General features: G+C 67.3%; 17 protein-coding genes. 11 read left to right on the plus strand and 6 right to left on the minus strand.

Annotated elements, in window-relative coordinates:
• Position 1 precedes the first annotated feature (1 nt).
• Genes AQY21_RS09415 through AQY21_RS09425 form a run of 3 tightly spaced genes read left to right on the plus strand, consistent with a single transcriptional unit; the run spans position 2 to position 6245 of the window.
• Entirely contained in the window at positions 2-994 is a 993-nt protein-coding gene (locus AQY21_RS09415) for a glycosyltransferase family 2 protein (protein ID WP_058097416.1), read from the plus strand.
• The gene (locus AQY21_RS09420) at positions 991-5625 is read left to right on the plus strand and encodes a MupA/Atu3671 family FMN-dependent luciferase-like monooxygenase (RefSeq protein ID WP_058097417.1); all 4635 of its coding nucleotides are present in this window, start codon (positions 991-993) and stop codon (positions 5623-5625) included. Before AQY21_RS09415 ends, AQY21_RS09420 begins: the two co-directional genes overlap by 4 nt.
• Positions 5622-6245, plus strand: coding sequence for a 4'-phosphopantetheinyl transferase (locus AQY21_RS09425; RefSeq protein ID WP_058097418.1), 624 nt, complete (start codon positions 5622-5624; stop codon positions 6243-6245). Before AQY21_RS09420 ends, AQY21_RS09425 begins: the two co-directional genes overlap by 4 nt.
• Here the strand turns inward: AQY21_RS09425 and AQY21_RS09430 are convergent.
• Positions 6226-7431, minus strand: coding sequence for a glycosyltransferase (locus AQY21_RS09430; protein WP_058097419.1), 1206 nt, complete (start codon positions 7429-7431; stop codon positions 6226-6228). The genes AQY21_RS09425 and AQY21_RS09430 overlap by 20 nt on opposite strands.
• A gap of 235 nt (positions 7432-7666) precedes the next feature.
• On the opposite strand from AQY21_RS09430, the gene AQY21_RS09435 reads away from it, so the two are divergent.
• Complete coding sequence (locus AQY21_RS09435) at positions 7667-7834, plus strand: hypothetical protein (protein WP_238986732.1); 168 nt, start codon at positions 7667-7669, stop codon at positions 7832-7834.
• On the opposite strand, the gene AQY21_RS09440 is transcribed toward AQY21_RS09435, so the two are convergent.
• Positions 7828-8526 carry a sugar transferase gene (locus AQY21_RS09440; RefSeq protein WP_058097420.1) on the minus strand — a complete coding sequence of 233 codons (699 nt, stop codon included), beginning with the start codon at positions 8524-8526 and terminating at the stop codon, positions 7828-7830. The two genes, AQY21_RS09435 and AQY21_RS09440, sit on opposite strands and share 7 nt — an antisense overlap.
• Before the next feature lie 423 nt (positions 8527-8949).
• On the opposite strand from AQY21_RS09440, the gene AQY21_RS09445 reads away from it, so the two are divergent.
• The gene (locus tag AQY21_RS09445) at positions 8950-9606 is read left to right on the plus strand and encodes a hypothetical protein (RefSeq protein WP_238986733.1); all 657 of its coding nucleotides are present in this window, start codon (positions 8950-8952) and stop codon (positions 9604-9606) included.
• 9 nt (positions 9607-9615) lie between these two features.
• Here the strand turns inward: AQY21_RS09445 and AQY21_RS09450 are convergent, their stop codons facing one another.
• Positions 9616-10443 carry a glycosyltransferase gene (locus AQY21_RS09450; RefSeq protein WP_058097422.1) on the minus strand — a complete coding sequence of 276 codons (828 nt, stop codon included), beginning with the start codon at positions 10441-10443 and terminating at the stop codon, positions 9616-9618.
• A 271-nt stretch (positions 10444-10714) separates the two neighbouring features.
• On the opposite strand from AQY21_RS09450, the gene AQY21_RS09455 reads away from it, so the two are divergent.
• The 4 genes from AQY21_RS09455 to AQY21_RS09470 all read left to right on the plus strand — a co-directional run bounded on the left by AQY21_RS09455 (position 10715) and on the right by AQY21_RS09470 (position 16717).
• On the plus strand, positions 10715-11452 hold the full coding sequence (locus tag AQY21_RS09455) for a chromosome partitioning protein (protein WP_058097423.1): 738 nt from the start codon (positions 10715-10717) through the stop codon (positions 11450-11452).
• A 42-nt stretch (positions 11453-11494) separates the two neighbouring features.
• Positions 11495-12979: a lipopolysaccharide biosynthesis protein gene (locus AQY21_RS09460; protein WP_058097424.1), complete on the plus strand. Its 1485-nt coding sequence runs from the start codon at positions 11495-11497 to the stop codon at positions 12977-12979.
• Positions 12979-14352, plus strand: coding sequence for an oligosaccharide flippase family protein (locus tag AQY21_RS09465; protein WP_058097425.1), 1374 nt, complete (start codon positions 12979-12981; stop codon positions 14350-14352). Before AQY21_RS09460 ends, AQY21_RS09465 begins: the two co-directional genes overlap by 1 nt.
• An 82-nt stretch (positions 14353-14434) precedes the next feature.
• Positions 14435-16717, plus strand: a complete 2283-nt coding sequence (locus AQY21_RS09470; protein WP_058097426.1) for an NADP-dependent malic enzyme — start codon at positions 14435-14437, stop codon at positions 16715-16717.
• A gap of 58 nt (positions 16718-16775) precedes the next feature.
• On the opposite strand, the gene AQY21_RS09475 is transcribed toward AQY21_RS09470, so the two are convergent.
• Both AQY21_RS09475 and AQY21_RS09480 read right to left on the minus strand, forming a co-directional pair.
• A complete protein-coding gene (locus AQY21_RS09475; protein WP_058097427.1) occupies positions 16776-17375 on the minus strand; it encodes an outer membrane protein in 600 nt (199 codons plus the stop codon).
• Positions 17376-17596: 221 nt separating this feature from the next.
• Complete coding sequence (locus AQY21_RS09480; protein ID WP_058097440.1) at positions 17597-18502, minus strand: rhodanese-related sulfurtransferase; 906 nt, start codon at positions 18500-18502, stop codon at positions 17597-17599.
• A gap of 101 nt (positions 18503-18603) precedes the next feature.
• Between AQY21_RS09480 and pncA the strand changes: the two genes are divergently transcribed.
• Both pncA and pncB read left to right on the plus strand, forming a co-directional pair.
• Entirely contained in the window at positions 18604-19200 is a 597-nt protein-coding gene (gene pncA, locus AQY21_RS09485) for a bifunctional nicotinamidase/pyrazinamidase (RefSeq protein WP_058097428.1), read from the plus strand.
• Complete coding sequence (gene pncB, locus AQY21_RS09490; protein ID WP_203416469.1) at positions 19197-20507, plus strand: nicotinate phosphoribosyltransferase; 1311 nt, start codon at positions 19197-19199, stop codon at positions 20505-20507. Before pncA ends, pncB begins: the two co-directional genes overlap by 4 nt.
• A 45-nt stretch (positions 20508-20552) precedes the next feature.
• On the opposite strand, the gene AQY21_RS27750 is transcribed toward pncB, so the two are convergent.
• The gene (locus AQY21_RS27750) at positions 20553-21689 is read right to left on the minus strand and encodes a Hint domain-containing protein (protein WP_082658055.1); all 1137 of its coding nucleotides are present in this window, start codon (positions 21687-21689) and stop codon (positions 20553-20555) included.
• Positions 21690-21697: the final 8 nt, after the last annotated feature.

The raw sequence follows: 21697 nt of genomic DNA on the forward strand, positions 1-21697 counted from the left end.
CATGGCCCAGAACCCAACCCCGGCCAGCGTGCATGTCATCGTGCTCAACTGGCGCACGCCAGAGATGTCCTTGCAGGCCGCCGAAGCCGCATTGCGCGAAATGCAGGGCATCGACGGCGGGCTGACCATCGTGGACAACGATTCCGGCGATGGCAGCTACGAGGCGATGCAGGCCGGGGTGCGGGCGCGCGGCTGGCCTGCGGATCGGGTCGCCGTGGTGCAATCGGGCTGGAACGGCGGTTTCGGCGCCGGCAACAACCATGGCATCCGCCAGGGCCTGCCGGACGGGCGCCGCGCCGACCTGGTCTATCTGCTGAATTCCGACGCGCTTCCGCAGCCCGGCGCGATCCGGGCGCTGGTCGATTATCTGGGCGCGCATCCGCAGGCCGGGATCGCCTGCTCGCGCCTGCGCGGCACCGACGACGTGCCGCACAGCACCGCCTTCCGCTTTCCCACCGCGCTTGGCGAGTTCGAATCGGAATGCCGCACCGGGCCGATCTCGCGGCTGCTGCGGCGCAAGGTCGTCTCGCTGCCGCAACCCGAGACATCGGGTCGCGTGGACTGGTCGGCCGGGGCGTCGATGATGATCCGCATGGACGCTTTGGATCGAATCGGTCTCTTCGACGAGGGCTTCTTCCTCTATTACGAGGAGACCGATCTCTGCCGCCGCGCCGCGCTGGCGGGCTGGCAGACCCATTACGTCGTCGAAAGCCTGGTGCTGCATATCGGTTCGGTCAGCACCGGCATGAAGGAATGGAAGCGCGCGCCGGATTACTGGTACGATTCCCGGCGCCGCTATTTCGAGAAACATCATGGGCGTCTGGGCGCGCTTTGGGCCACGGTCGCGCATCTGGGGGGCGCGGGCCTGTTTCGCCTGCGCTGCCTTCTGTCGGGGCGCAAGCCGGACGGGCCGCCGGGCCATCTGGCGCATCTGACGCGCCACGCCTTCCGTTCACAACCAAAGCCCGTTCATGTTGAAAAGGGTAAGCCATGACGCAATTTTCCGCGATTCTGGTGGGTAACGAATCTCTGATGCGCCACGCGGCCGAGACGCTGCTGGCGCGCGGGCATCGCATCCATGCGGTGGTGACGCGCAATCCCGACCTGCGCGATTGGGCGCAGGGCGCCGGGCTGGCGGTCGAGGATCAGGACGCACCGCTGCCCGCCGATGCGCCGGTGGCCGACTGGCTGTTCAGCGTCGCCAACCTGTCGATCCTGCGCCCCGAGATGCTGGCGCGCGGCCGGCTGGGCGCGATCAACTTCCACGACGGGCCGCTGCCGCGGCTGGCGGGGCTGAACGCTCCGGTCTGGGCGATCATCGGCGGCGAGGCGCAGCACGGCGTCACCTGGCACATGATCGAAGGCGGCGTGGACGAGGGCGACATCCTCACCCAGACCCTGTTCGAGATCCGCCCCGACGATACTGCGCTGACCTTGAATGCCCGCTGCTTCGCGCGGGGAGCCGAGAGCTTTGCCGATGTGGTGGCGCAGCTTGAGGGTGCCGGCCCGCAGCGCCAGAAGCAGGACCTGGCGAGCCGCAGCTATGTCGGCCGCGACAAGCGCCCCGAGGCCGCGGGCGTTATCGACTTCGCCCAGCCCGCCGGGCGCATCTGCGCGCTGGTGCGCGGGCTCGACCATGGCGGTTACTGGAACCCCTTGGCCGAGGCCAAGGTCCGGCTGGCCGACGGCCGGGTGCTGGCGGTGACCGCCTCGGCCGGGACCGAGCCGGCCAGCGCCGCGCCGGGCACCGTGTTGGCCCATCATGGCGATATCGCCACCGTCGCCGCCGCGGATGCGGCGATCCGGCTGATCTTCCGCGGCGAACTGCCTCCGGTCGGCACGGTGATCCCGGCGCTTACCGCCGAGGAGCGCACCCGCCTGACCGATCTGGCTGCGCAGGCCGCCAAGCATGACGGCTTCTGGCGGGCGCGGCTGGCGCGGATGAACCCGGCGGTGCTGCCGGGCGAGGGCTCGGGTGCCAGCCAGCGCGTGCCGCTGTTGCCCGGCGCCTCGGCGGAACGGATCGCGCTGGCCGCCGCGCTGCTGGCGCGGCTGGCCGGGCAGACGGAATGCGATTTGGCGCTGCGGCCGCAGGGCCAGCCCGAGGCGGCGGGGATCGTCGCCGACTGGCAGCCCCTGGCCGTCGAGGCGCCGGGCGACCGGACCCTGGCCGATCTGGGACAGGCGCTGGCGGCGCAGATCGCCGATCAGGCGAAGCGCGGCTTTTTCATGGCCGACCTGCTGCACCGCGCGCCCGAGCTGCGTGACATGGCGCTGCCGGACCTGGCGATCAGCCTCGATGCCCGCGGCCCGGTCAAGGGCGCGGCGCTGACCGTGACCCTGTCCGAAAACGGCGCCTGGCTGGACCACGACCCGGCCCGCGTCACGCCCGCACAGGCGCAGCGGTTGGCCCGGGCGCTGGACGCGGGCCTGGCGCTGCCCGGCACGACGGCGCTGCGCGACATCCCGCTGATGGACGCGGGGGAGCGCGAGGAATTGCTGGTCGCCCGCAACGCCACGCAGGTGGACGTGCGGCTGGCCTGCATCCACGAGTTGATCTCCGAAATGGCGGCGGCCGATCCGGATGCCGTGGCGCTGGCCTTCGAGGATCGCACGCTGACCCGCGGCCAGCTCGACCGTGCCGCGAATGCGCTGGCGGCAAAGCTGGCGCAGCTTGGCGTCGGTCCGGACCAGCCGGTCGGGCTGTTCGCGAAACGCTCGCCCGAGCTGGTGATCGGCGCGCTGGCGATCTGGAAGGCTGGCGGCGCCTATGTGCCGCTGGACCCGGATTACCCCGCCGACCGCATCGAGCTTTACATCGAGGATTCGGGCGCCAAGGTGGTGCTGGTGCAGGATGGGCTTGCCGACCGGCTGCCTGCACATGGCGCGCAGGTGGTGACCATCCCGACCGACCTGCCGCATGGCATGGTGGCGGCGCCGGTCAACCATGCCGGGCCGGAAAACCTAGCCTATCTGATCTACACCTCGGGCTCGACCGGGCGGCCCAAGGGCGTGATGGTCGAGCATCGCAACGTGGCGAATTTCTTCGCCGGCATGGATGCGGCGATCCCTCATGCCGAGGGCGATACCTGGCTGGCGGTGACAAGCCTTTCGTTCGACATCTCGGTGCTGGAGATCTTCTGGTCGCTGGCGCGGGGGCTGAAACTGGTGATCGCGGGCGAGGAATCGCGGCTTGCGGTGTCCTCGGCGCCCGCGCAGCCGCGGCGCGAGGTTTCGGGCGGCATGGATTTCAGCCTGTTCTACTGGGGCAATGACGACGGCCCCGGCCCGAAGAAATACCAGCTGCTGCTGGAAGGCGCGCGCTTTGCCGACCAGAACGGCTTCGTCGCGGTCTATACGCCCGAGCGGCATTTCCATGCCTTCGGCGGCCCCTATCCGAACCCGGCCGTTTCGGGCGCGGCGGTGGCGGCGGTGACGAAGAACATCTCGGTCCGCGCCGGCAGCTGCGTGCTGCCGCTGCATCATCCCGCGCGGGTGGCCGAGGAATGGGCGGTGATCGACAACCTGACCTCGGGCCGGGCGGGGCTGGCCATCGCCTCGGGCTGGCAGCCGGACGATTTCGTGCTGCGCCCGGAAAACGCGCCGCCGAACAACAAGACCGCGCTGGCCCAGGGCGTGGACCAGTTGCGCCGGCTGTGGCGCGGCGAGGCGGTGGAATTCCCGCGCAAGGACGGCAGCCTGTTCGGCGTGGTGACGCAGCCGCGCCCGGTGCAGAAGGACCTGCCGCTGTGGATGACCGTCGCCGGCAATCCCGAGACGTGGGTCGAGGCCGGGCGGCTGGGCATGAACGTGCTGACCCACCTGCTGGGCCAGAGCATCGACACGGTGGAAAGCCGCATCAAGGATTACCACGCCGCGCTGCGCGAGGCCGGCCATGACCCGGCGCGCTTCACCGTCACGCTGATGCTGCACACCTGTCTGGCCGAGGATCGCGAGACGGCGCGCGAGATCGCCCGCGAGCCGATGAAGAACTACCTGCGCAGCGCCGCGGCGCTGGTCAAGCAATATGCCTGGGATTTCCCGGCCTTCCGTCGCCCGGCGGGCATGACCAACCCGATGGCCATCGATCTCGGCACCTTGTCCGAGGAAGAGCTGGACGGCATCCTGGAGTTCGCCTTCCTGCGCTATTTCGAGGATTCGGGCCTGTTCGGTTCGCTTCAGGACGGCATCGCCCGGGTCGAACATCTGAAGACCATCGGCGTGGGCGAGATCGCCTGCCTGATCGACTATGGCATCGCGCCCGAGCAGGTCATGGCCGGCTTCCCGCTGCTGGCGCGGCTGCGGGCCGAGGTGAATCCGCATGGCGCCGAGCCCGAGGATGGCGATTTCTCGATCGCGGCGCAGCTTCGGCGCTGGAAGGTGACGCATCTGCAATGCACCCCCAGCATGGCGCGCATCCTGGTCTCGGACCCGCAGGTCGCGGCGGCGATGGCCGGTCTGAAATGCGTGATGGTCGGCGGCGAGGCGCTGCCGCCCTCGCTGCTCTCCGAGATCAGGACGGCGACACGGGCGCGGGTGCTGAACATGTATGGCCCGACCGAGACGACGATCTGGTCCACGGTGGCCGATCTGACCGATGCCGCCGAGGTGACGCTGGGCCGGCCGATCGCCAATACTCAGGTCTATGTGCTGGACGGGGACGGCGTGCCGGTGCCCCCCGGCGCGCCGGGCGAGCTGTGGATCGGCGGCCATGGCGTCGCCCGCGGCTATTGGCGGCGCGAGGACCTGACGGCGGCGGCCTTCCGCCCCGATCCTTTCGTGCCCGCGGATCGCGGTGCGCCCTGGGGCGCGCGCATGTATCGCACCGGCGACCTGGTGCGCTGGCGCGAGGATGGCGGGCTGGACTATATCGGCCGGGCCGACCACCAGGTGAAGCTGCGCGGCTTCCGCATCGAACTGGGCGAGATCGAGGCGCAGCTGGCCGCCCAGCCCGGCGTGCGCGAGGCGGTGGCCTTGGTGCGCGAGGATACGCCCGGCGACAGGCGGCTGGTGGCCTATGTCACCGGTGCGGGCGATCTGTGCGAAAAGGCGCTGCGCGAGGCGCTGCTGGCGCATCTGCCGGCGCATATGGTGCCGGGGCGGATCGTGCGGCTGGAGAAGATGCCGCTGACCCCGAACCGCAAGATCGACCGCAAGCATCTGCCGGTGCCGGGGGCCGTTGCATCCGCTCCGGCGGTGGCGGCGCCGGCCGCGGCCATCGAGGCCGCCACCGCCGCTTCGGGCGCCGCGCCGACCGAGGACCTGGCGCTGGCGGTGCAGACGCTGTGGTCCGAAGTGCTGGGTGTCGAGCAGATCGGCCCGCGCGACAACTTCTTCGCGCTTGGCGGGCATTCGCTGCTGGCGATCCAGTTGCACCGGACCATGCGCGACCGGCTGGCGCTGCCGCGGCTGGGGGTGACGGATATCTTCCGCTTCCCGGTCATGGTGGATTTCCTGAAGCATGTCGCCTCGCTGGCGCCGGCGCACGATGCCGCCCCGGCGGCACCGACTGCCGCGCCCGCGCCGGTGGCACCAGTGCGCCCGGAGCCCGAACTGGTCGGGGCCGGAGACGATGCCATGGCCCGGCGCCGGGCCTTGCGGGCGCAATTGCGCGGCGGGCGGTGAGCGGCGCCCAAGCGCTCGATGCGCTGGCGCGGCGCCTATTGCCCGTGGGCTATGGCTGCGCGGTGCTGCCGCTGACGGCCGAGCCCGAGCCGCTTTTGCCCGAGGAGGCCGAAGCCATCACCCGCGCCGTCCCGAAACGGCGGCGCGAGTTCGCCCTGGGCCGCATGGCGCTGCGGGTGGCGATCCGGCGGGCCGGGCATGATCTGCCGGCGGTGCGGCCCATCCCGGCCCGACCCGACCGTCAGCCCGACCTGCCGCCGGGCATCCGCGCCAGCCTGTCGCATGGCGGCGATTACTGCATCGCCATCGCCGCGCCGCCGGGCGGAGCGAGCGTCGGGGTCGATCTGGAGCCCTGCGACCGTGGCGTCCCCGAGGGGCTGGCCGAGACGATCATGCCCTTCCGGCTGGATGGTCCCGCTCATCCCTTGCTGGCCTTTTGCGCCAAGGAGGCGATGTTCAAGGCACAATACCCGCTGACCGGGCGGATGCTGGATTTCCGCGAGGTGCCGGCGGTGATCGGTCCCCAGCGGTTCCGCGCCTGCATGGGCGACCGCTTGATCGGCGGGCGCTGGGGGCAGGCGGCGGGTTATTGGCTGGCGGTCAGCCTGTGGCGCGGCTGAACAGCGCCGCGAGCCGCCGGGCGGATTTGCCGATGTCGTGGCGCGCGATCACGCGGGTGCGGGCCATGGCGCCCATGGCAGCCAATGTCTCGGGCGCGGCTTCGGCGGCTTGCAGCATCGTCTCGGCCAAGGCTTCGGCATCGCCGGCCGGGACCAGCCAGCCCTCTTGCCCGGGGCGGACCAGTTCGGGGATGCCGGCGATATAGGTGGCGATCACCGGGCGGGCGCAGGCCATGGCCTCCATGATGACCACCGGCAGGCCCTCGGCGAAACTGGGTGTGACCAGCGCATGGGCAGCGTCCAGGGCGGCGCGCACGCCGGCCTCATCCTGCCAGCCCAGCAGGCGGACGGCCGCACCCATGCCCTGGGCACCGATCAGGGCTTCGATCTGCGGCCGCAACTCGCCGTCGCCGACCAGCGACAGGCGCAGTTCGGGGTTGCGACGCCAAGCCAGGGCGAAGGCGCGGATCAGGAGGCCGAAACCCTTCTGCTCGGCGAAACGGCCGACGGCGACCATGTGAAAGGGAGCGGGGGGCAGGGGGGACGGCTCGGCCCAGCGGCCCAGGTCCAGCCCGCAATGCACGACCCGGACCTTTTCCCAATCCCCGGCCGCCGCCCAGCGGCACATTTGCGAGCGGCCATAGCTGCTGACGGTGACGCAGAATTCGGCCAGGGCCAGCTTGCCACCCAGATCCAGCGCCCGGATATTGTCGAATTCCTCTGGTCCGTGCACGGTGAAGCTGAAACGCGGGCCGCCGAGCAGGCGCGAATAGGCCGCGACCCGGGCCGAGTTGGTGCCGAAATGCGCGTGGATATGCGCAAGCCCCAGCGCCCGGGCCCGGGCGGCGACGCGCGCGCCCTCGGCCAGATAGATCATCTGCCGGGCCAGGCCGGATTCGCCGGCATGCGCCCGGCGGCGCGCCAGCCCCAGGGCGGCGGCGAATTGTGCAGGTCTCGCAATGGCCTGACGGGCGAGATCGGCCAGAAGCCGCTTGGCCCCCGCCTCGAGCACCCGTTCGGTGCGAGCATGTTCGGACAGATCCGCGGGATCGGTCAGCGCGTCCGGATCCCCGCGCATGGCGAATCGGTGGATTTCGAAGCCTTCACGCTCAAGCGCCGCGATCTCACGCCGGATGAAGCTGTGTGAGGGGCGAGGATATGTATTGATTAAATAGCCGATTCGCAAGGCGGCGCTCCCCTATCAAGGAAGAAAAAACTTGAGGCGCCGCGATCTTGCCGGGTCCCGTCGGCTGGTTGGCGCCTATTTTTGCTTAACAATGAGCGAATATGAAGTATGACCGTATGCAGCACTAAAGTTTGTCTAGCGATTCCGGGTTTCTTTGGCACTATTGATCTAAGAGCGTGTGCATTTGGGGAGAAAGCCTCTGTCTGGCATCCTGACCATTGGTGTCGCAGTTGCGTTGGCCAGCGCGCTGATCGGGTTTGCTGTCTTCGATCTGTCGTTCTGGGTTGCGCTGCTGATCTATGTCGTCAGTGGAACGGCCGCCACGCTTTTCGTTGCATGGCGGCGCTTCAAATGTATCGAGCGGCATGAGATGCGGGCCGAACGCGGCAGCGCCGTTCAGTAGCCGGTGCAGCGCAACACCACCCCGACCGTCTTGGCGAGGATGGCGATATCGCCCTTGAGGCTCAGCCCGGCCGCATAGTGGGCGTCGAAAGTGGCGCGGGCCGCGAAGGTGCTGTCGTTGCGATCCGAGATCTGCCACGGGCCAGTCACGCCGGGCCGCAGATGGTAATAATCCGCTCCCGGATAAAGCGGCGCCTGCTCGATCATCATCGGCCGCGGACCGACGAGGCTCATGTCGCCGCGCAGCACGTTCCACAGCTGCGGCAGTTCGTCCAGCGAGGTCTTGCGCAGGAAGTGCCCGGTCGAGGTGATCCGCGGGTCGTTTTTCAGCTTCTGCGTCAGATCCCATTCCGCCTTGGCCTCGGGGTTGGCGGCCAGATATTCCGCCAGCCGCTTGTCGGCATTCTCGACCATGGTGCGCAGTTTCCACAGCCGGAAGCCGCGGCCGGAACGCCCGACCCGCATCTGGGTGTAGAAGGGCTTCTCGCCGTGCCAGTAGATGACCAGCGCCAGGATCAACACCAGGGACAGCGCGATCGGCGCGACCAGCAGCACGGCCATGACATCCAAGGGGCGCTTGATAAAGCGGGCGTAAAAGGATCGGACTCCGATGGGCTTGCTGGCGTTTCCGTTGGGAGCTGTTTGCAGCACCGCGTCGATTGTCTCGATATCGAAATCCGTGCTGTGCCGCATTTGAAAACCCGTCCTAATCACTACTCCGGCAGTATAGCCGGGCATTTTAATAAAACTAGAACGAAATTGGACACTGACGAAAAGTATAGGTTACTTTAAGATCAATAAGTTATGATGAAATTTTCGGCGTGAAAGCCTGCGCTTCCCCAGGGTAAGCATATTAGTCAAAACCCAGGTTTTTGCTGGCGGAGTCCGCAATTCGGTTGTCAGAATTTTATATTGGCAACTATCGGTTGAATTGGGTGGATTCCCCAAGGCAGGGATGCCATTCTGGCAAGGATCAATCCACAATCGAGAGTTGTTAATATGTCGGGGGTTCTGCAATTTTTAATTGAAAGCATCTCGGCTTTCTACATTGGGCACAGTCTCGTCAGCCCGACGCTTCCCGGCATGATGCAGGGTCTGCTGAAGGAGCCCGTCGAGATGCAGATCCTCAACGGCGCCCCGCTGGAGTTGCAGTGGAAGGAGGCCCATCACGGCCAGGGCGTGAACGGGCGCGAGTGGCTGCCCAGGCACGCCGTGGAGGCGCTGGTCATCACCGAGCGTGTGCCGCTTGCCCCGGCGATGGAGTATCACGACAGCCTCGGCTACGCGGCGAAATGGGTCGATCTGGCGCGGCAATCCAACCCGGAGGTGAAGCCCTATCTTTACCAGACCTGGGACGATATCGAGCCGGGCCCGACCGAGCCCTGGCGCGACCGGATCCTGGCGGACCTGCCGCGGTGGCAGTCGATCGTCGAGCACGTGAACAAGGACCTGCCCGAGGGGGCCGAGCCGATGCGGCTGGTTCCGGTCGGGCTGGGCATGGTCCGGCTGCACGATGCGGTGAAGGCCGGCAAGGTTCCGGGCGCCAACTCGATTCGGGACTTCTTCGGCGATGCCATCCATCCGAGCGAGGAGGGGGGGTATTACTATATCGCCATGATTCATTATGCGACGCTGACCGGCCAGAGCCCGGTGGGATTGACCAACCAGATTCCGGGCGGTCACGGACCCTATCCCAAGGTGCCCGGCGATCAGGCTGCGGTGCTGCAACAACTCGCCTGGGAGACCGTGCAGGATTTCAATGCCGGCAAATGACGGCGCAATTCAGCGCCCGCGCGCCCATCCCTGCCGGTTGCGGCCCAACCGGACGGCCAGCGCCACGGCGGCATAGGCGGCAAAGCCCAGCGGATCGCCGGCGGCAAGGCGCAAGAGTTCGCCCTTGCCGGGGCGGACATGGCCCTGTCGCGGGGGCAGGTCCGGAAACAGCCGGGCGATCTCGGCCACGCCCAGGTCCTGGCGCCGCCGCACCCTGACCAGCGGCGAGAAGCCCTCGACCAGCGGCCATTCATAGGGTTCGTCCACCAGGAAACGCTCGGCTTCCGTGAATTGCAGCCGGGCGAAGGTGTCGTCCGAGATGACCTGCGGGAATGCCTCCCAGCGTGCCCTTCCCGCCTCGTTCACCGCAAAGAGCCCGGCGCCGGTGACGCCCTTGGTCACGAAGGGCAGTTTCTGCCAGAACCGGGCATAGGCGCGCGACACGGCGCTGCGGGCGGGCGCGACCATCAGCCGCCCGCCGGCATAGCGCGGCTCGGGCACGTCCAGAACGCGCATGATCCCCGACAAAAGCCGCGGTCCCATGCGGATATCGGCGTCCAGATACAGCCGGACGCCCGGCCCGGCGCAGGCATCGCCATGGTTCAGCGCGCCGATCTTGCCGCCTTGCGCCAGTTCCTCGACCCGCAGCCGCCAGCCGCGCGCGGCAAAACCGGCCGCGTAGGCGCGTGCGCGGGCGGCCGTGTCGTCGGTGCAGCCATTGGCGACCAGGATCAGTTCGACCGGCCCCTGATGATCCTGGGCCAGAACGTGGTCGAGGCAGGCATGGATATAGTCGGCCTCGTCATGGGCGGGCAGGATGATGGTGCAGGGCGTCATCGGGCTGGGACCGGACTTGCGGACCGACCGCAGCCGAATCGCGCGGCGCGGCAATCGCCGGTTGAGGATCGCGCGCCCGGGCTGACCCCTGGCCGCGATAGGGGGAATCGGCCACGCGACGCCGGGAAATGCGGCGCATTGTCGGAATCGGGCGTGTTTTCGGTTGTCGCGTTCATGGCCGGGACGCTACCATGCCGCTGCCGGGAAAGTCATCGGCAGGCCGCCGCCCCTGGGACGGCGCCGTTTCACCAGAGGCAGAGGGGCCACAGGTTTGACGCCCGCGAAAGGGAACGACCCGGACAGGACGCCGGCAGGACAGGCTGCGCCCGATGCGGCGCGCGGCCATGTCTCCAGCAAGTTCATCCGGCGCGAGGCGGCTTTGGCCGCCTCGGATGCGAAACATGCCAAGATCAGCGCGCAGCGGTTTTCGCTGTTGCGCACCCGCATCCTGCGCGAGATGCGCAGCCGCGGCTGGAGCACGCTGGCCGTGGTGCCGGTGACGCCGGGTGCCGGCGGCACCTTTGTCGCGGTGAACCTGGCGCTGGCGCTGGCCCGCCAGCCGCATACGCAGGTGGCGCTGATCGATCTCGACCTGGGCAGTCCCAGCGTCGCCGGCCAGCTTGGCATTCCGGGCTGTGCCGCGGTTTCGGCGGCGCTGCGCGCAGGCGGCGATCTGGAGATGCTGGTCTCGCAGGTGGACGAAGCGCCGAACCTGTCGGTGCTGGCGCCGCAACGGGCCGAGACCGACGCGGCCGAACTCTTGCAGGACGAGGCGCTGGCCCAGGCCATGCGGCGGTTGCATGACAGCCATCCTGCCGAGATCGCCGTCATCGACACTGCCGCGCTTTTGGGCGAGGATGCGGCGCTGGCCGCCCTGCCGCTGGCCGATGCGCTGCTGCTGGTCGCCGACGGCCACCGCGGCACCGCCGCCGACATGGCGGAATGCGAACGGCTGCTGGTCGGCATGCCGCCGGTGATGGGCGTGGTCCTGAACAAGTCGGAAGACTGATTTAAGAGAGACAGGGTTCAAGATTTGGGACCGATTCAATCCTTGCAGGATATAATCTCGATGATCTGGCGGCGCTTGCCGCTGGTGCTGACGATCCTGGTCCTGGGCGTGCTGATTTCCTTTTACCTGATCGTTTCCTCGCCCCGCATCTATGAGGCATCGGCGGTCATCCAGCTGGACATGCCGGCCGCCATCGACCAGGGCAGCGACAGCTCGTTGCCCGCCTCGCGCCGGGTGCAGCTGATCGAACAGCGCCTGATGGCGCGGGCCAACCTGCGCGAGGTGATCGAACGGCTGGGGCTTTTCGCCGATACCCCGCTCAGCGAGACCGAAAAGCTGGGCGCCTTGCGCAGCTCGACCCGGATCGAAAGCATCACCGCCCCCGGCGTCTCGGTCGATTCCCGAATGTCGCTGGCGGCCATCGTCATCACCGCCCAGGCCGAGACGCCGGCCACGGCGGCCGCCATCGCCAATGACTTCGCCGACAGCGTGGTCAACCGCGACCGCGAGAACCGCCAGCTGCGGATCCTGGAATCGCAGGAATACCTGCGCAGCGAGGAGCGCCGCCTGAACGAACAGCTTTCCGAGCAGGAGCGCGAGCTGGTCGAATTCAGCGCCCGCAACGAGGATTCGCTGCCCAGCTCGCAGGAGTTCCTGCAAACCGAGCTGGCCCAGCTGACCGAGATGGAGACGACGCTCGACCGCGACATCATGACCTTGCAACGCGAGCAGCTGTCGCTGCAAGCGGGGGGCACGGCGGCCGAGGCGCGGCCCTCGGCCTCGCTGGTGCAGCAGATCCGCTCGGCCGAGATCGAGCTGGCGCAGGCACGCCGGACGCTGTCGCCCGACCACCCCGAGATCAAGCGGCTGGAAGGGACGTTGGAGCGGCTGAACAGCGGCGTCGCCAGCGGCGGTTCGGACGTGATCCGCCGCCAGGCCGAGCTGATCGACGCGCAACTGGCCAAGCTGAACGAACAGAAGGCCGGGATCGCGATCCGCCGCACCGAGATCGATCAGGCCCGTGCCCGCATCCCCGAGGTCAGCCGCGAACTGGAGGCGATGAACCGCCAGCAGCGCCGCCTTCAGGATCGCTATAACGAGATTTCGCGCCAACTGGCCCAGGTTGAAACCCAGCAGATGCTGATGGAAAACGACCAGACCGAACGTTTCGTGCTGCTGGAGCGTGCCTTGCCGCCGGAATATCCCGCCATGTCGAACCGCAAGAAAAGCGCGGTGATGGGGGTGGGCGGCAGCCTGGCCTTGGCCTTGGCGGTGGCCTTCGTGCTGGAACTGTTGAACCCCGTCCTGCGTCGAAGCGAACAGTTCGCCCGCGTGACCGGCACCCGGCCGGTCGTCTCGTTGCCCTATCGGCCGTCCCAGGCCGATCTGCGCATGCGGCGGCTGCGCAATGCCTATATGATCCTGCTTCTGGTGCTGGGCGCGGTGATTGCCCTGTGGCTGATCGGCCGGATTCCGGGCCTGCCTTCGCCGGGCGTCGTCAGCATGCCGACCGACGGGATGGGTTGATGAGTCAATCGGCCGAAACCGAACCCTCCGCCGCGGCGCCGGGCAAGAGCCTTGCGTCGCGGGCCTTGGGCAGCGGCGCCTGGTCCATGGCCAATTTCGGCCTGGGCCAGATCATGCGGCTGGGGTCGAACCTGATCCTGACCCGCATCCTCAGCCCCGACGATTTCGGCCTGATGGCGCTGGTCACCAGCTTCCTGATCGGGCTCAGCATGTTCAGCGACATGGGCTTCGGCCCCTCGATCATGCAGAGCAAGCGCGGCGATGACCCGGATTTCCTCGACACGATCTGGACGCTGAAGATCGTCCGCGGCTTCCTGATCTTCCTGGCCGCGATGGTCATGGCCTGGCCGCTGGCGGTGTTCTACGACGCGCCGCTTTTTGGCTGGGTCTTTCCGGTCGCCGCCACCTCGATGATCGTGGGCGGCTTCCTGCCGACCCGGATCGATAGCGCCGTCCGCCATCTGCAACTGGGTCGGCTGACGCTGATCGAGCTTTGCAACCAGTTCATCGGCATCCTGCTGACCGTCGTTGCCGCGCTGATCCTGCAATCGGTCTGGGCGCTGGTCTGGGGCAATGTGCTGGGGGCCCTGGTCCAGATCCTGATGTTCCGGCTGTTCCTGCCCGGCCACCGCAACCGCTTCAGGATGGAACCCGAGGCCCGCGCCGAGGTGATGAAGTTCGGCAAGTGGATCTTTTTCAGCACCATTTGCGGTTTCCTGCTGTTCCAGGGCGACCGCATCATCCTGGGCCGGGTGCTGACGCTGCATCAGCTCGGCATCTACAATATCGGCCTGTTCCTGGCGACGGTGCCGACCATGCTGGGCGGGGCCATTACCGGGCGGCTGCTGATTCCGATCTATCGCGAGCACCCGCCGGCCGAAAGCCCCGAGAATGCCCGCATCCTGGCCCGCACCCGCGCCGGGCTGACCACGCTGTTGCTGGTGTTGGCGGCGGTGCTGGCCTGGGCCGGCCCGCCGCTGGTCGACCTGCTCTATGATCCGCGCTATGCGGCGGCGGGCGGCATCCTGGTTGCCATCGCCTGCATCCAGATGCTGCAAGTCATTCCGCTCAGCTATGAGCAGGCGGCGCTGGCGGCCGGGGATTCGCGGGGCTATTTCGTCATGCAATCCTCGCGCGCGGTAATCTATTTCGCGCTGGTTGCCGGCGGAGCGGTGCTCTACGGCCTGCCGGGGCTGCTGATCGGTCAGGCGCTGTCGCAGGTCTTCTGCTATCCGGTGACGGTCTGGCTGGCGCGCCGGCATGGCTGCTGGGATCCGCGCCATGACCTGATCGCCGGGGCGGTCGCCGTGATCGCGGCGGCCACCGCGCTGAGCGGGCATCGCGATGCGGTCCTGGCCGCCATGATCCCTTGACGGCAGGCTCACGGCATTTTTCCCCTTCCGGTTCGGCTTTCCCTGGCGTTATTGCTGCCGGAACGTCACGAGGAGGCACCGGATGAGCGACGACAACACCCCGCGCAAGTCCCGCATCACGCGGGAAGAGGCTCTGGCCTATCACCTGGAACCCCGTCCGGGCAAATACGACATCGTGGCCTCCACCCCGATGGCGACGCAGCGGGACCTGTCGCTGGCCTATTCTCCCGGCGTGGCGGTACCGGTCGAGGCCATCGCCGAACGTCCCGAGACCGCCTATGACTATACGGTCAAGGGCAATATGGTCGCGGTGATCTCGAACGGCACCGCGATCCTGGGGCTGGGGAACCTGGGCGCGCTGGCCTCGAAGCCGGTGATGGAGGGCAAGGCGGTGCTGTTCAAGCGCTTCGCCGACGTCAACGCCATCGACATCGAGCTGGACACCGAGGACCCGGACGAGATCATCAATGCCGTGCGGCTGATGGGCCCGACCTTCGGCGGCATCAACCTCGAGGATATCAAGGCGCCGGAATGCTTCATCATCGAGCAGCGGCTCAAGGAAGTCATGGACATTCCGGTCTTCCATGACGACCAGCACGGCACGGCGGTGATCTGCGCGGCGGGGCTGATCAACGCGCTGGAACTGTCGGGCAAGAAGATCGAGGACGTGCGCATCGTCCTGAACGGCGCCGGCGCGGCCGGCATCGCCTGCCTGGAGCTGCTGAAATCCATGGGCGCGCGGCATGAGAACTGCATCATGTGCGACACCAAGGGCGTGATCTACCAGGGCCGCAGCGAGGGCATGAACCAGTGGAAATCCGCCCATGCCGTGGTGACCGAGGCCCGCACGCTGGAAGAGGCGATGAAGGGTGCCGACGTGTTCCTGGGCGTCTCGGCCAAGGGGGCGGTGACGCAGGAGATGGTGCAGGGCATGGCCGAGAACCCGGTCATCTTCGCCATGGCCAACCCCGATCCCGAGATCACCCCCGAGGAGGCCCATGCCGTCCGCCCCGACGCCATCGTCGCCACCGGCCGCTCGGACTACCCGAACCAGGTCAACAACGTCCTGGGCTTCCCCTATCTGTTCCGCGGTGCGCTGGACATCCATGCCCGTGCCATCAACGATGAGATGAAGATCGCCTGCGCCCGGGCGCTGGCGGAACTGGCGCGCGAGGACGTGCCGGACGAGGTCGCCGTGGCCTATGGCCGCAAGCTGCAATTCGGCCGCGACTATATCATCCCGACGCCCTTCGACCCGCGGCTGATCCATGTCGTGCCGCCGGCGGTGGCCCAGGCCGGCATGGAAACCGGTGTCGCCCGCCGCCCGATCATCGACATGGAGGGCTATGTCCAGTCGCTCAAGGCGCGTATGGACCCGACGGCGGCGATCCTGCAAGGCATCCATGCCCGTGCCCGCCAGGCCCAGGCCCGGATGATTTTTGCCGAGGGCGACGACCTGCGCGTGCTGCGCGCCGCCGTGGCCTGGCAGCGCGGCGGCATGGGCCAGTCCATCGTCGTCGGCCGTGAAAGCGACGTGAAGGACAAACTGGAGGCGGCCGGCCTGGGCGATGCCGCGCGCGAGATCTCGGTGGTCAATGCCGGCAATGCCCGCCATCTGGAGCAATATCACGAGACGCTTTACGCCCGGTTGCAGCGCAAGGGCTATGACCGCGAGGATGCGGTCAAGCTGGCCAATCGCGACCGCCATGTCTTCGCCTCGCTGATGCTGGCGCATGGCCATGGCGACGGGCTGGTGACGGGGGCGACGCGCAAGAACGCGCATGTGCTGTCGCAGATCGGCATGGTCTTCGACGTGACCCCGGCCGATGGCGCTGTGGGCATCACCGCGGTGCTGCACAACGGCCGCATCATCCTGATGGGCGACACGCTGGTCCATGAATGGCCCGAGGCCGAGGACCTGGCCGATATCGCCATGCGCGGCGCCCATGTCGCGCGCGGGCTGGGCATGGAGCCGAAGGTCGCCTTCCTGTCCTTCTCGAACTTCGGCTATCCGGTCAGCGAGCGCGCGGTGAAGATGGCCCATGCCACCGAGGTGCTGGACGCGCGCAAGGTCGATTTCGAATATGAGGGCGAGATGACCGTGGATGTGGCGCTGAACCCGTCGCAGGCGGCGAAATATCCATTCTCGCGGCTGAAGGGGCCGGCCAATGTGCTGGTGGTGCCGGCGCGGCACTCGGCCTCGATCTCGGTCAAGCTGCTGCAAGAGATGGCGGGGGCGACGGTGATCGGCCCGATCCTGACCGGGGTGCCGCAGCCGATCCAGATCTGCTCGACCGGCTCGACGGTGAACGACATCCTGAACATGGCCGCCATCGCGGCGGGCCGGCTGGGGCAGGTGAAGTAACCCGTCCCAAACGAAAAGCGCCCCCGGAAACGGGGGCGCCTTGCTTGTCGCGACGGGATCAGAACCGATACGAGGCGCGCAGCTGCACCAGGTCGGTGTCCAGGTCGCGGCCGCTGATGCCGGTTTCGTCCTCCAGCACGTCCTTGAAGTCGCTGCGGCTGTATTCCGCGCCGACGGTGAAGCGCTCGGTGACCTTGAAATCGGCGCCGATACCATAGGTCAGCCCGGTTTCCGAGAAATCGTCGACCGAGATCTTGGCCGCGCCCAGCGTGACATAGGGCAGGAACCGGCCCATGTCGGCACCGGCGCGCAGCCGCAGCCGGGTCAGGTCGCCGTCGTCATAGTTCTCGTCCGGCGAGATCTTGTTGTAGTCAAGCTCGCCGCCCAGGACGAAGCGGCCCAGGTCGCGCTGATAGCCCGCATGCAGGCCGTAGCCGTCGTAATCGCCGAAATCGGCCAGCGCGCCGCGATCGCTCAGATCGCCGCTGCCCTTGCCGTATTGCAGACCGGCATAGAAGCCCGTCCAGTCGCTTTCGGGGGTGATCGTCACGGGCGCAGGTGCCGCCACCGGCTGCTCGACCACGGGGGCGACATAGCCACCCGCATAGGCGCCACCGGCGATCAGCGAAACCAAAGCTGCGTATCCGACTTTCTTCATGGTGAGTTCTCCATTCAACTCGGACCGCCTGCCTACCACCCGGGTCCCGGATTGGAAGGCTTTGCGGCGCCGTGGCACGGACAAGTGAGGCGCCGTTAACCGCAAAGGCGAAGAGCGATGGAAAAAGCCTGCCGCGACAGGGGCTTCACGCTCAAGCCGACGTGATAACGTGTGATGCGTGATCGGGAATGTTTCCCAAAGCTTTGAGAAAACTGAATATTTCAGCTTCCCGTTTCGGTCGTCCCGCCAAAGCATTCGCCGCGCTCGGCCTGGCGCTGGCGTTCCCGGAAACGGGCGCGGTCGGCCTCGCTATATTCGCCGGCGCAGCGGTGGCAGCAGACGCCGGGCTCGTATTCGGGGCGGGTGCGATCCTCGGGCGCCAGCGGGCGGCGGCAGGCATGGCAGAGATCGTGGCGGCCCTGCCGCAGCCCGTGGCCAAGGCTCACCCGCTTGTCGAAGACGAAGCATTCGCCGCGCCACAGGCTTTCCTCTTCCGGCACCTCCTCGAGGTATTTCAGGATGCCGCCCTGAAGGTGAAAGACCTCAGGCACGCCTTCGCCCAGCAGGAAATTCGTGGATTTCTCGCAGCGGATGCCGCCGGTGCAGAACATGGCGATGCGCTTGTTGTGGAAGCGATGCGCATTCTCGCGCCACCACGCCGGAAAGTCGCGAAAGCTGCGCGTGCCCGGATCGACGGCGCCGGCGAAGCTGCCGATCTCGACCTCGTAATCGTTGCGGGTGTCGATCACCGCCACGTCCGGCGCGCTGATCAGCGCGTTCCAGTCCCGCGGCGCGACATAGCGCCCGACCGCGGCTGTGGGGTCCACGTCAGGCTGGCCCATGGTCACGATCTCGCGCTTCAGGCGGACCTTCATGCGGCCGAAGGGCATGGTTCCGGCGGTGCTTTCCTTCCATTCCAGTGCCGCACAGCCGGGCAGGGCACGGATATGCGCCAGCACCGCGTCGATGCCTTCGCGTGTGCCGGCAATGGTGCCGTTGATTCCCTCGGGCGCTAGCAGCAGCGTGCCCCTGACCCCGTTCGCACAGGCGCATTTCGCCAACGGCGCCTTCAGCGCCCCGGGATCGGGAAAGCGGGTGAAATGGTAAAGCGCGGCGACGATCAGCATGGGCTGGCCATAGCGCCGCGCGGGGGCGCAATCAAGTTGCCGCATTGACGCCCCCGCCGCCTGCGCCTACCAATTTTCTTGGGAAAAACAGGAGAGGCGCCATGGCAAAAGCCCTGATCGTCATCGACATGCAGCTGGATTTCTGCCCCGGCGGCCGGCTTGCCGTGGCCGGCGGGGACGAGATCGTCGCCGCGATCAACGACCTGATGGCCGATTTCGACGCCGTGGTGCTGACGCAGGACTGGCACCCCCACGACCATGCCAGCTTTGCCGACAACCATCCCGGCGCGGCGGCATTCTCGGTCGTGGACATGCCCTATGGCCCGCAGGTGCTTTGGCCCGCCCATTGCGTGATCGGGACCGACGGCGCGGGCTTTCACCCGACGCTCGCCGCCGATTGCGCCGACCTGGTGATCCGCAAGGGCTTCCGACCGCAGATCGACAGCTATTCCGCGTTTTTCGAGAACGATCACCGCACCCCTACCGGCCTTGCCGGATATTTGCGCGACCGCGGCATGGACGACCTGACCTTTGTCGGGCTGGCGCATGATTTCTGTGTCGCCTGGTCGGCCATCGACGCGGCGAAGCTGGGTTTCCGCGCCACGGTGATCGAGGATGCCACCCGCGCCATCGACCTGAACGGCTCGCGCGAGGCGGCGCGCGAGGACATGCGCAAGGCGGGGGTGACACTGGCATGATGATCCCGACGGTCGATATCGCCACCCGCGTCTATAACCACAAATGGAAGATCGACCCGATCGTCCGCTCGCTGATCGACGACGATTTCTACAAGCTGCTGATGTGCCAGTCGGTGTTCCGCAACCGGCCCGACACGCAAGTCACCTTCAGCCTGATCAACCGCACCAGCCGCATCCGGCTGGCCGAGCTGATCGACGAGGGCGAGCTGCGCGAGCAACTGGACCATGTGCGCGGCCTGTCGCTGACCCGGGGCGAAAGCACCTGGCTGCGCGGCAATACCTTCTACGGCAAGCGGCAGATGTTCCGCCCGGATTTCATGGAGTTCCTGGAGAACCTGCGCCTGCCGGCCTATCACCTGGAAAAGCGCGACGGGCAGTACGAGCTGATCTTCGAAGGCCGCTGGCCCGAGGTCATGCTGTGGGAGATCCCGGCGCTGGCGATCATCATGGAGCTGCGCTCGCGCGCCGTGCTCAAGGATATGGGCCGGTTCGAATTGCAGGTGCTCTATGCCCGCGCCATGGCCCGGCTTTGGGAAAAGATCGAGGAATTGCGCAAGCTCGGCCCCGACCTGCGCATCGCCGATTTCGGCACGCGGCGGCGGCACAGCTTCCTGTGGCAGGATTGGTGCGTGCAGGCCATGGTCGAGGGGCTGGGCGACGAGCGTTTCATCGGCACCTCGAACTGCCTGATCGCCATGCGCCGCGACATCGAGGCCATCGGCACCAATGCCCATGAACTGCCCATGGTCTATGCCGCCCTGGCCGACAGCGACGAGGAACTGCGCCAGGCGCCCTATCGCGTCCTCGCCGACTGGCACGAGGAGCATGACGGGATGCTGCGCATCATCCTGCCCGACACCTATGGCACCAAGGGGTTTTTGGACCATGCGCCGGACTGGCTGGCCGGCTGGACCGGCATTCGCGTCGATAGTGGCGACCCGGCCGAGGGCGCCGAGACGGCGATCCGCTGGTGGCAGGAGCGGGGCGAGGACCCGCGCGACAAGCTGATCATCTTTTCGGATGGGCTGGACGTGGAGAAGATCAAGGATCTGTTTCAGCGCTTCCACGGCCGGGCCAAGATCAGCTTCGGCTGGGGCACGCTGCTGACCAACGATTTTCGCGGGCTGGTGCCGGGCGACGGGCTGGCGCCGTTCTCGCTGGTCTGCAAGGCGGTGGCGGCCGAGGGGCGGCCGACCGTCAAGCTTTCCGACAATCCCGAAAAGGCGACCGGCCCCCAGGACGAGATCGAGCGCTACAAGCGCGTCTTCGGTGTCGGCCAGCAGCGGCGGATGGCGGTGGTGGTCTGACCCGCCGGCCGATGCGCGAAAAGCCCCGGCCGGGAGCCGATCCCGTCAGCGCATCAGCACCTGCTGCAATTCCCGCCGGTTGGCCGAATGGCGTTCGGCGAGACGGCGGCCTTCGCGCCCGTTGCCCAGCCGCCGCGCCGGTTCCGGCCCGTCGCCTCCTGCCACGAGTTCGGGGAAAAGCGCGGTGATTTCGGCGCGCGCGGCGGGGTCCAGGGTTTTCAGCGCCTGCTCGCCGGTGAACAGCGATTCCGTCTGCGCCCCCTCCGAGCAGAGGATCTCGTGACGGTCGAAAAGCAGGTGGTGATAGGTCAACGCCTCGGCGCTGTCGTCGATCTCGATCCCCTCGATCCCGGTCAGGTGCTTGGCGGCGACCAGCACTTCGGACTCGCCGAACATGCGCTCGGCGATCTTCGAGCTGACGAGGATGCGGTGCTGCTGCGAGACATAGAGGTCACGCCGAGGCAGGCCGTTGCCAAGCGCGCCCGCCCGGATGCGCACCGGGCGCAGCTTGTCGAACAGCCCCAGCAATTCGGCGCCAAGATGCTTGTGGCCGATCCAGCGCAGCGGCTGCGGGCCGTGATCGCGGGTGATGACCATGTCGCCCGGGCGCAGATCCTCGACCGGGATATCGCCGCGCTCGGTCAGGATCAGCGTGCCGTTGCGGAAGCAGACGAAGCCCGGAGAGTTTTCAAGCCCGTAGCGCGAGACGTCGAGGCCCGCGAATCGGCTGTCGACCACGCCGGTCAGGGTGATGGATTGAATCGCCTTGCTGGTGACGCCATCGATCTCGGTCTGGGATGCAGAGAGGGTCGGCGGCACCAGCGCCAATGTGCCATCCGTCGCCTGCACCACGCGCAGCGGGATATTCGAGGCCGTCGTGCCGTCTACATAGGTGACGGTGCCAGTATAGATGATCCCCGAGTCGAGATCATAGCGCATGCCCTCATGCTGCGTGTATTCGCCGCTGGGAGAGCCGAAGGCGTTGTTGAACGAGATCGTGCCGTCGTTGTTGCCGTCATGCAGCAAGACCTCGTTGATCTCGCGCGCAAGCGGCTGTTCGGCGCTGCCGAAGGTGGTGCCGACCAGTTCCCCGGCCCGTTCGGCCCCAAGCGACCATTCGTCGTTGTCCAGATCGCTATGAGAACCCAGATAGATCACGCGGATCGAAGTGACCGTCGGCATGACAACCC

Source organism: Paracoccus sp. MKU1 (assembly GCF_001447385.1).
Lineage (GTDB): Bacteria > Pseudomonadota > Alphaproteobacteria > Rhodobacterales > Rhodobacteraceae > Paracoccus.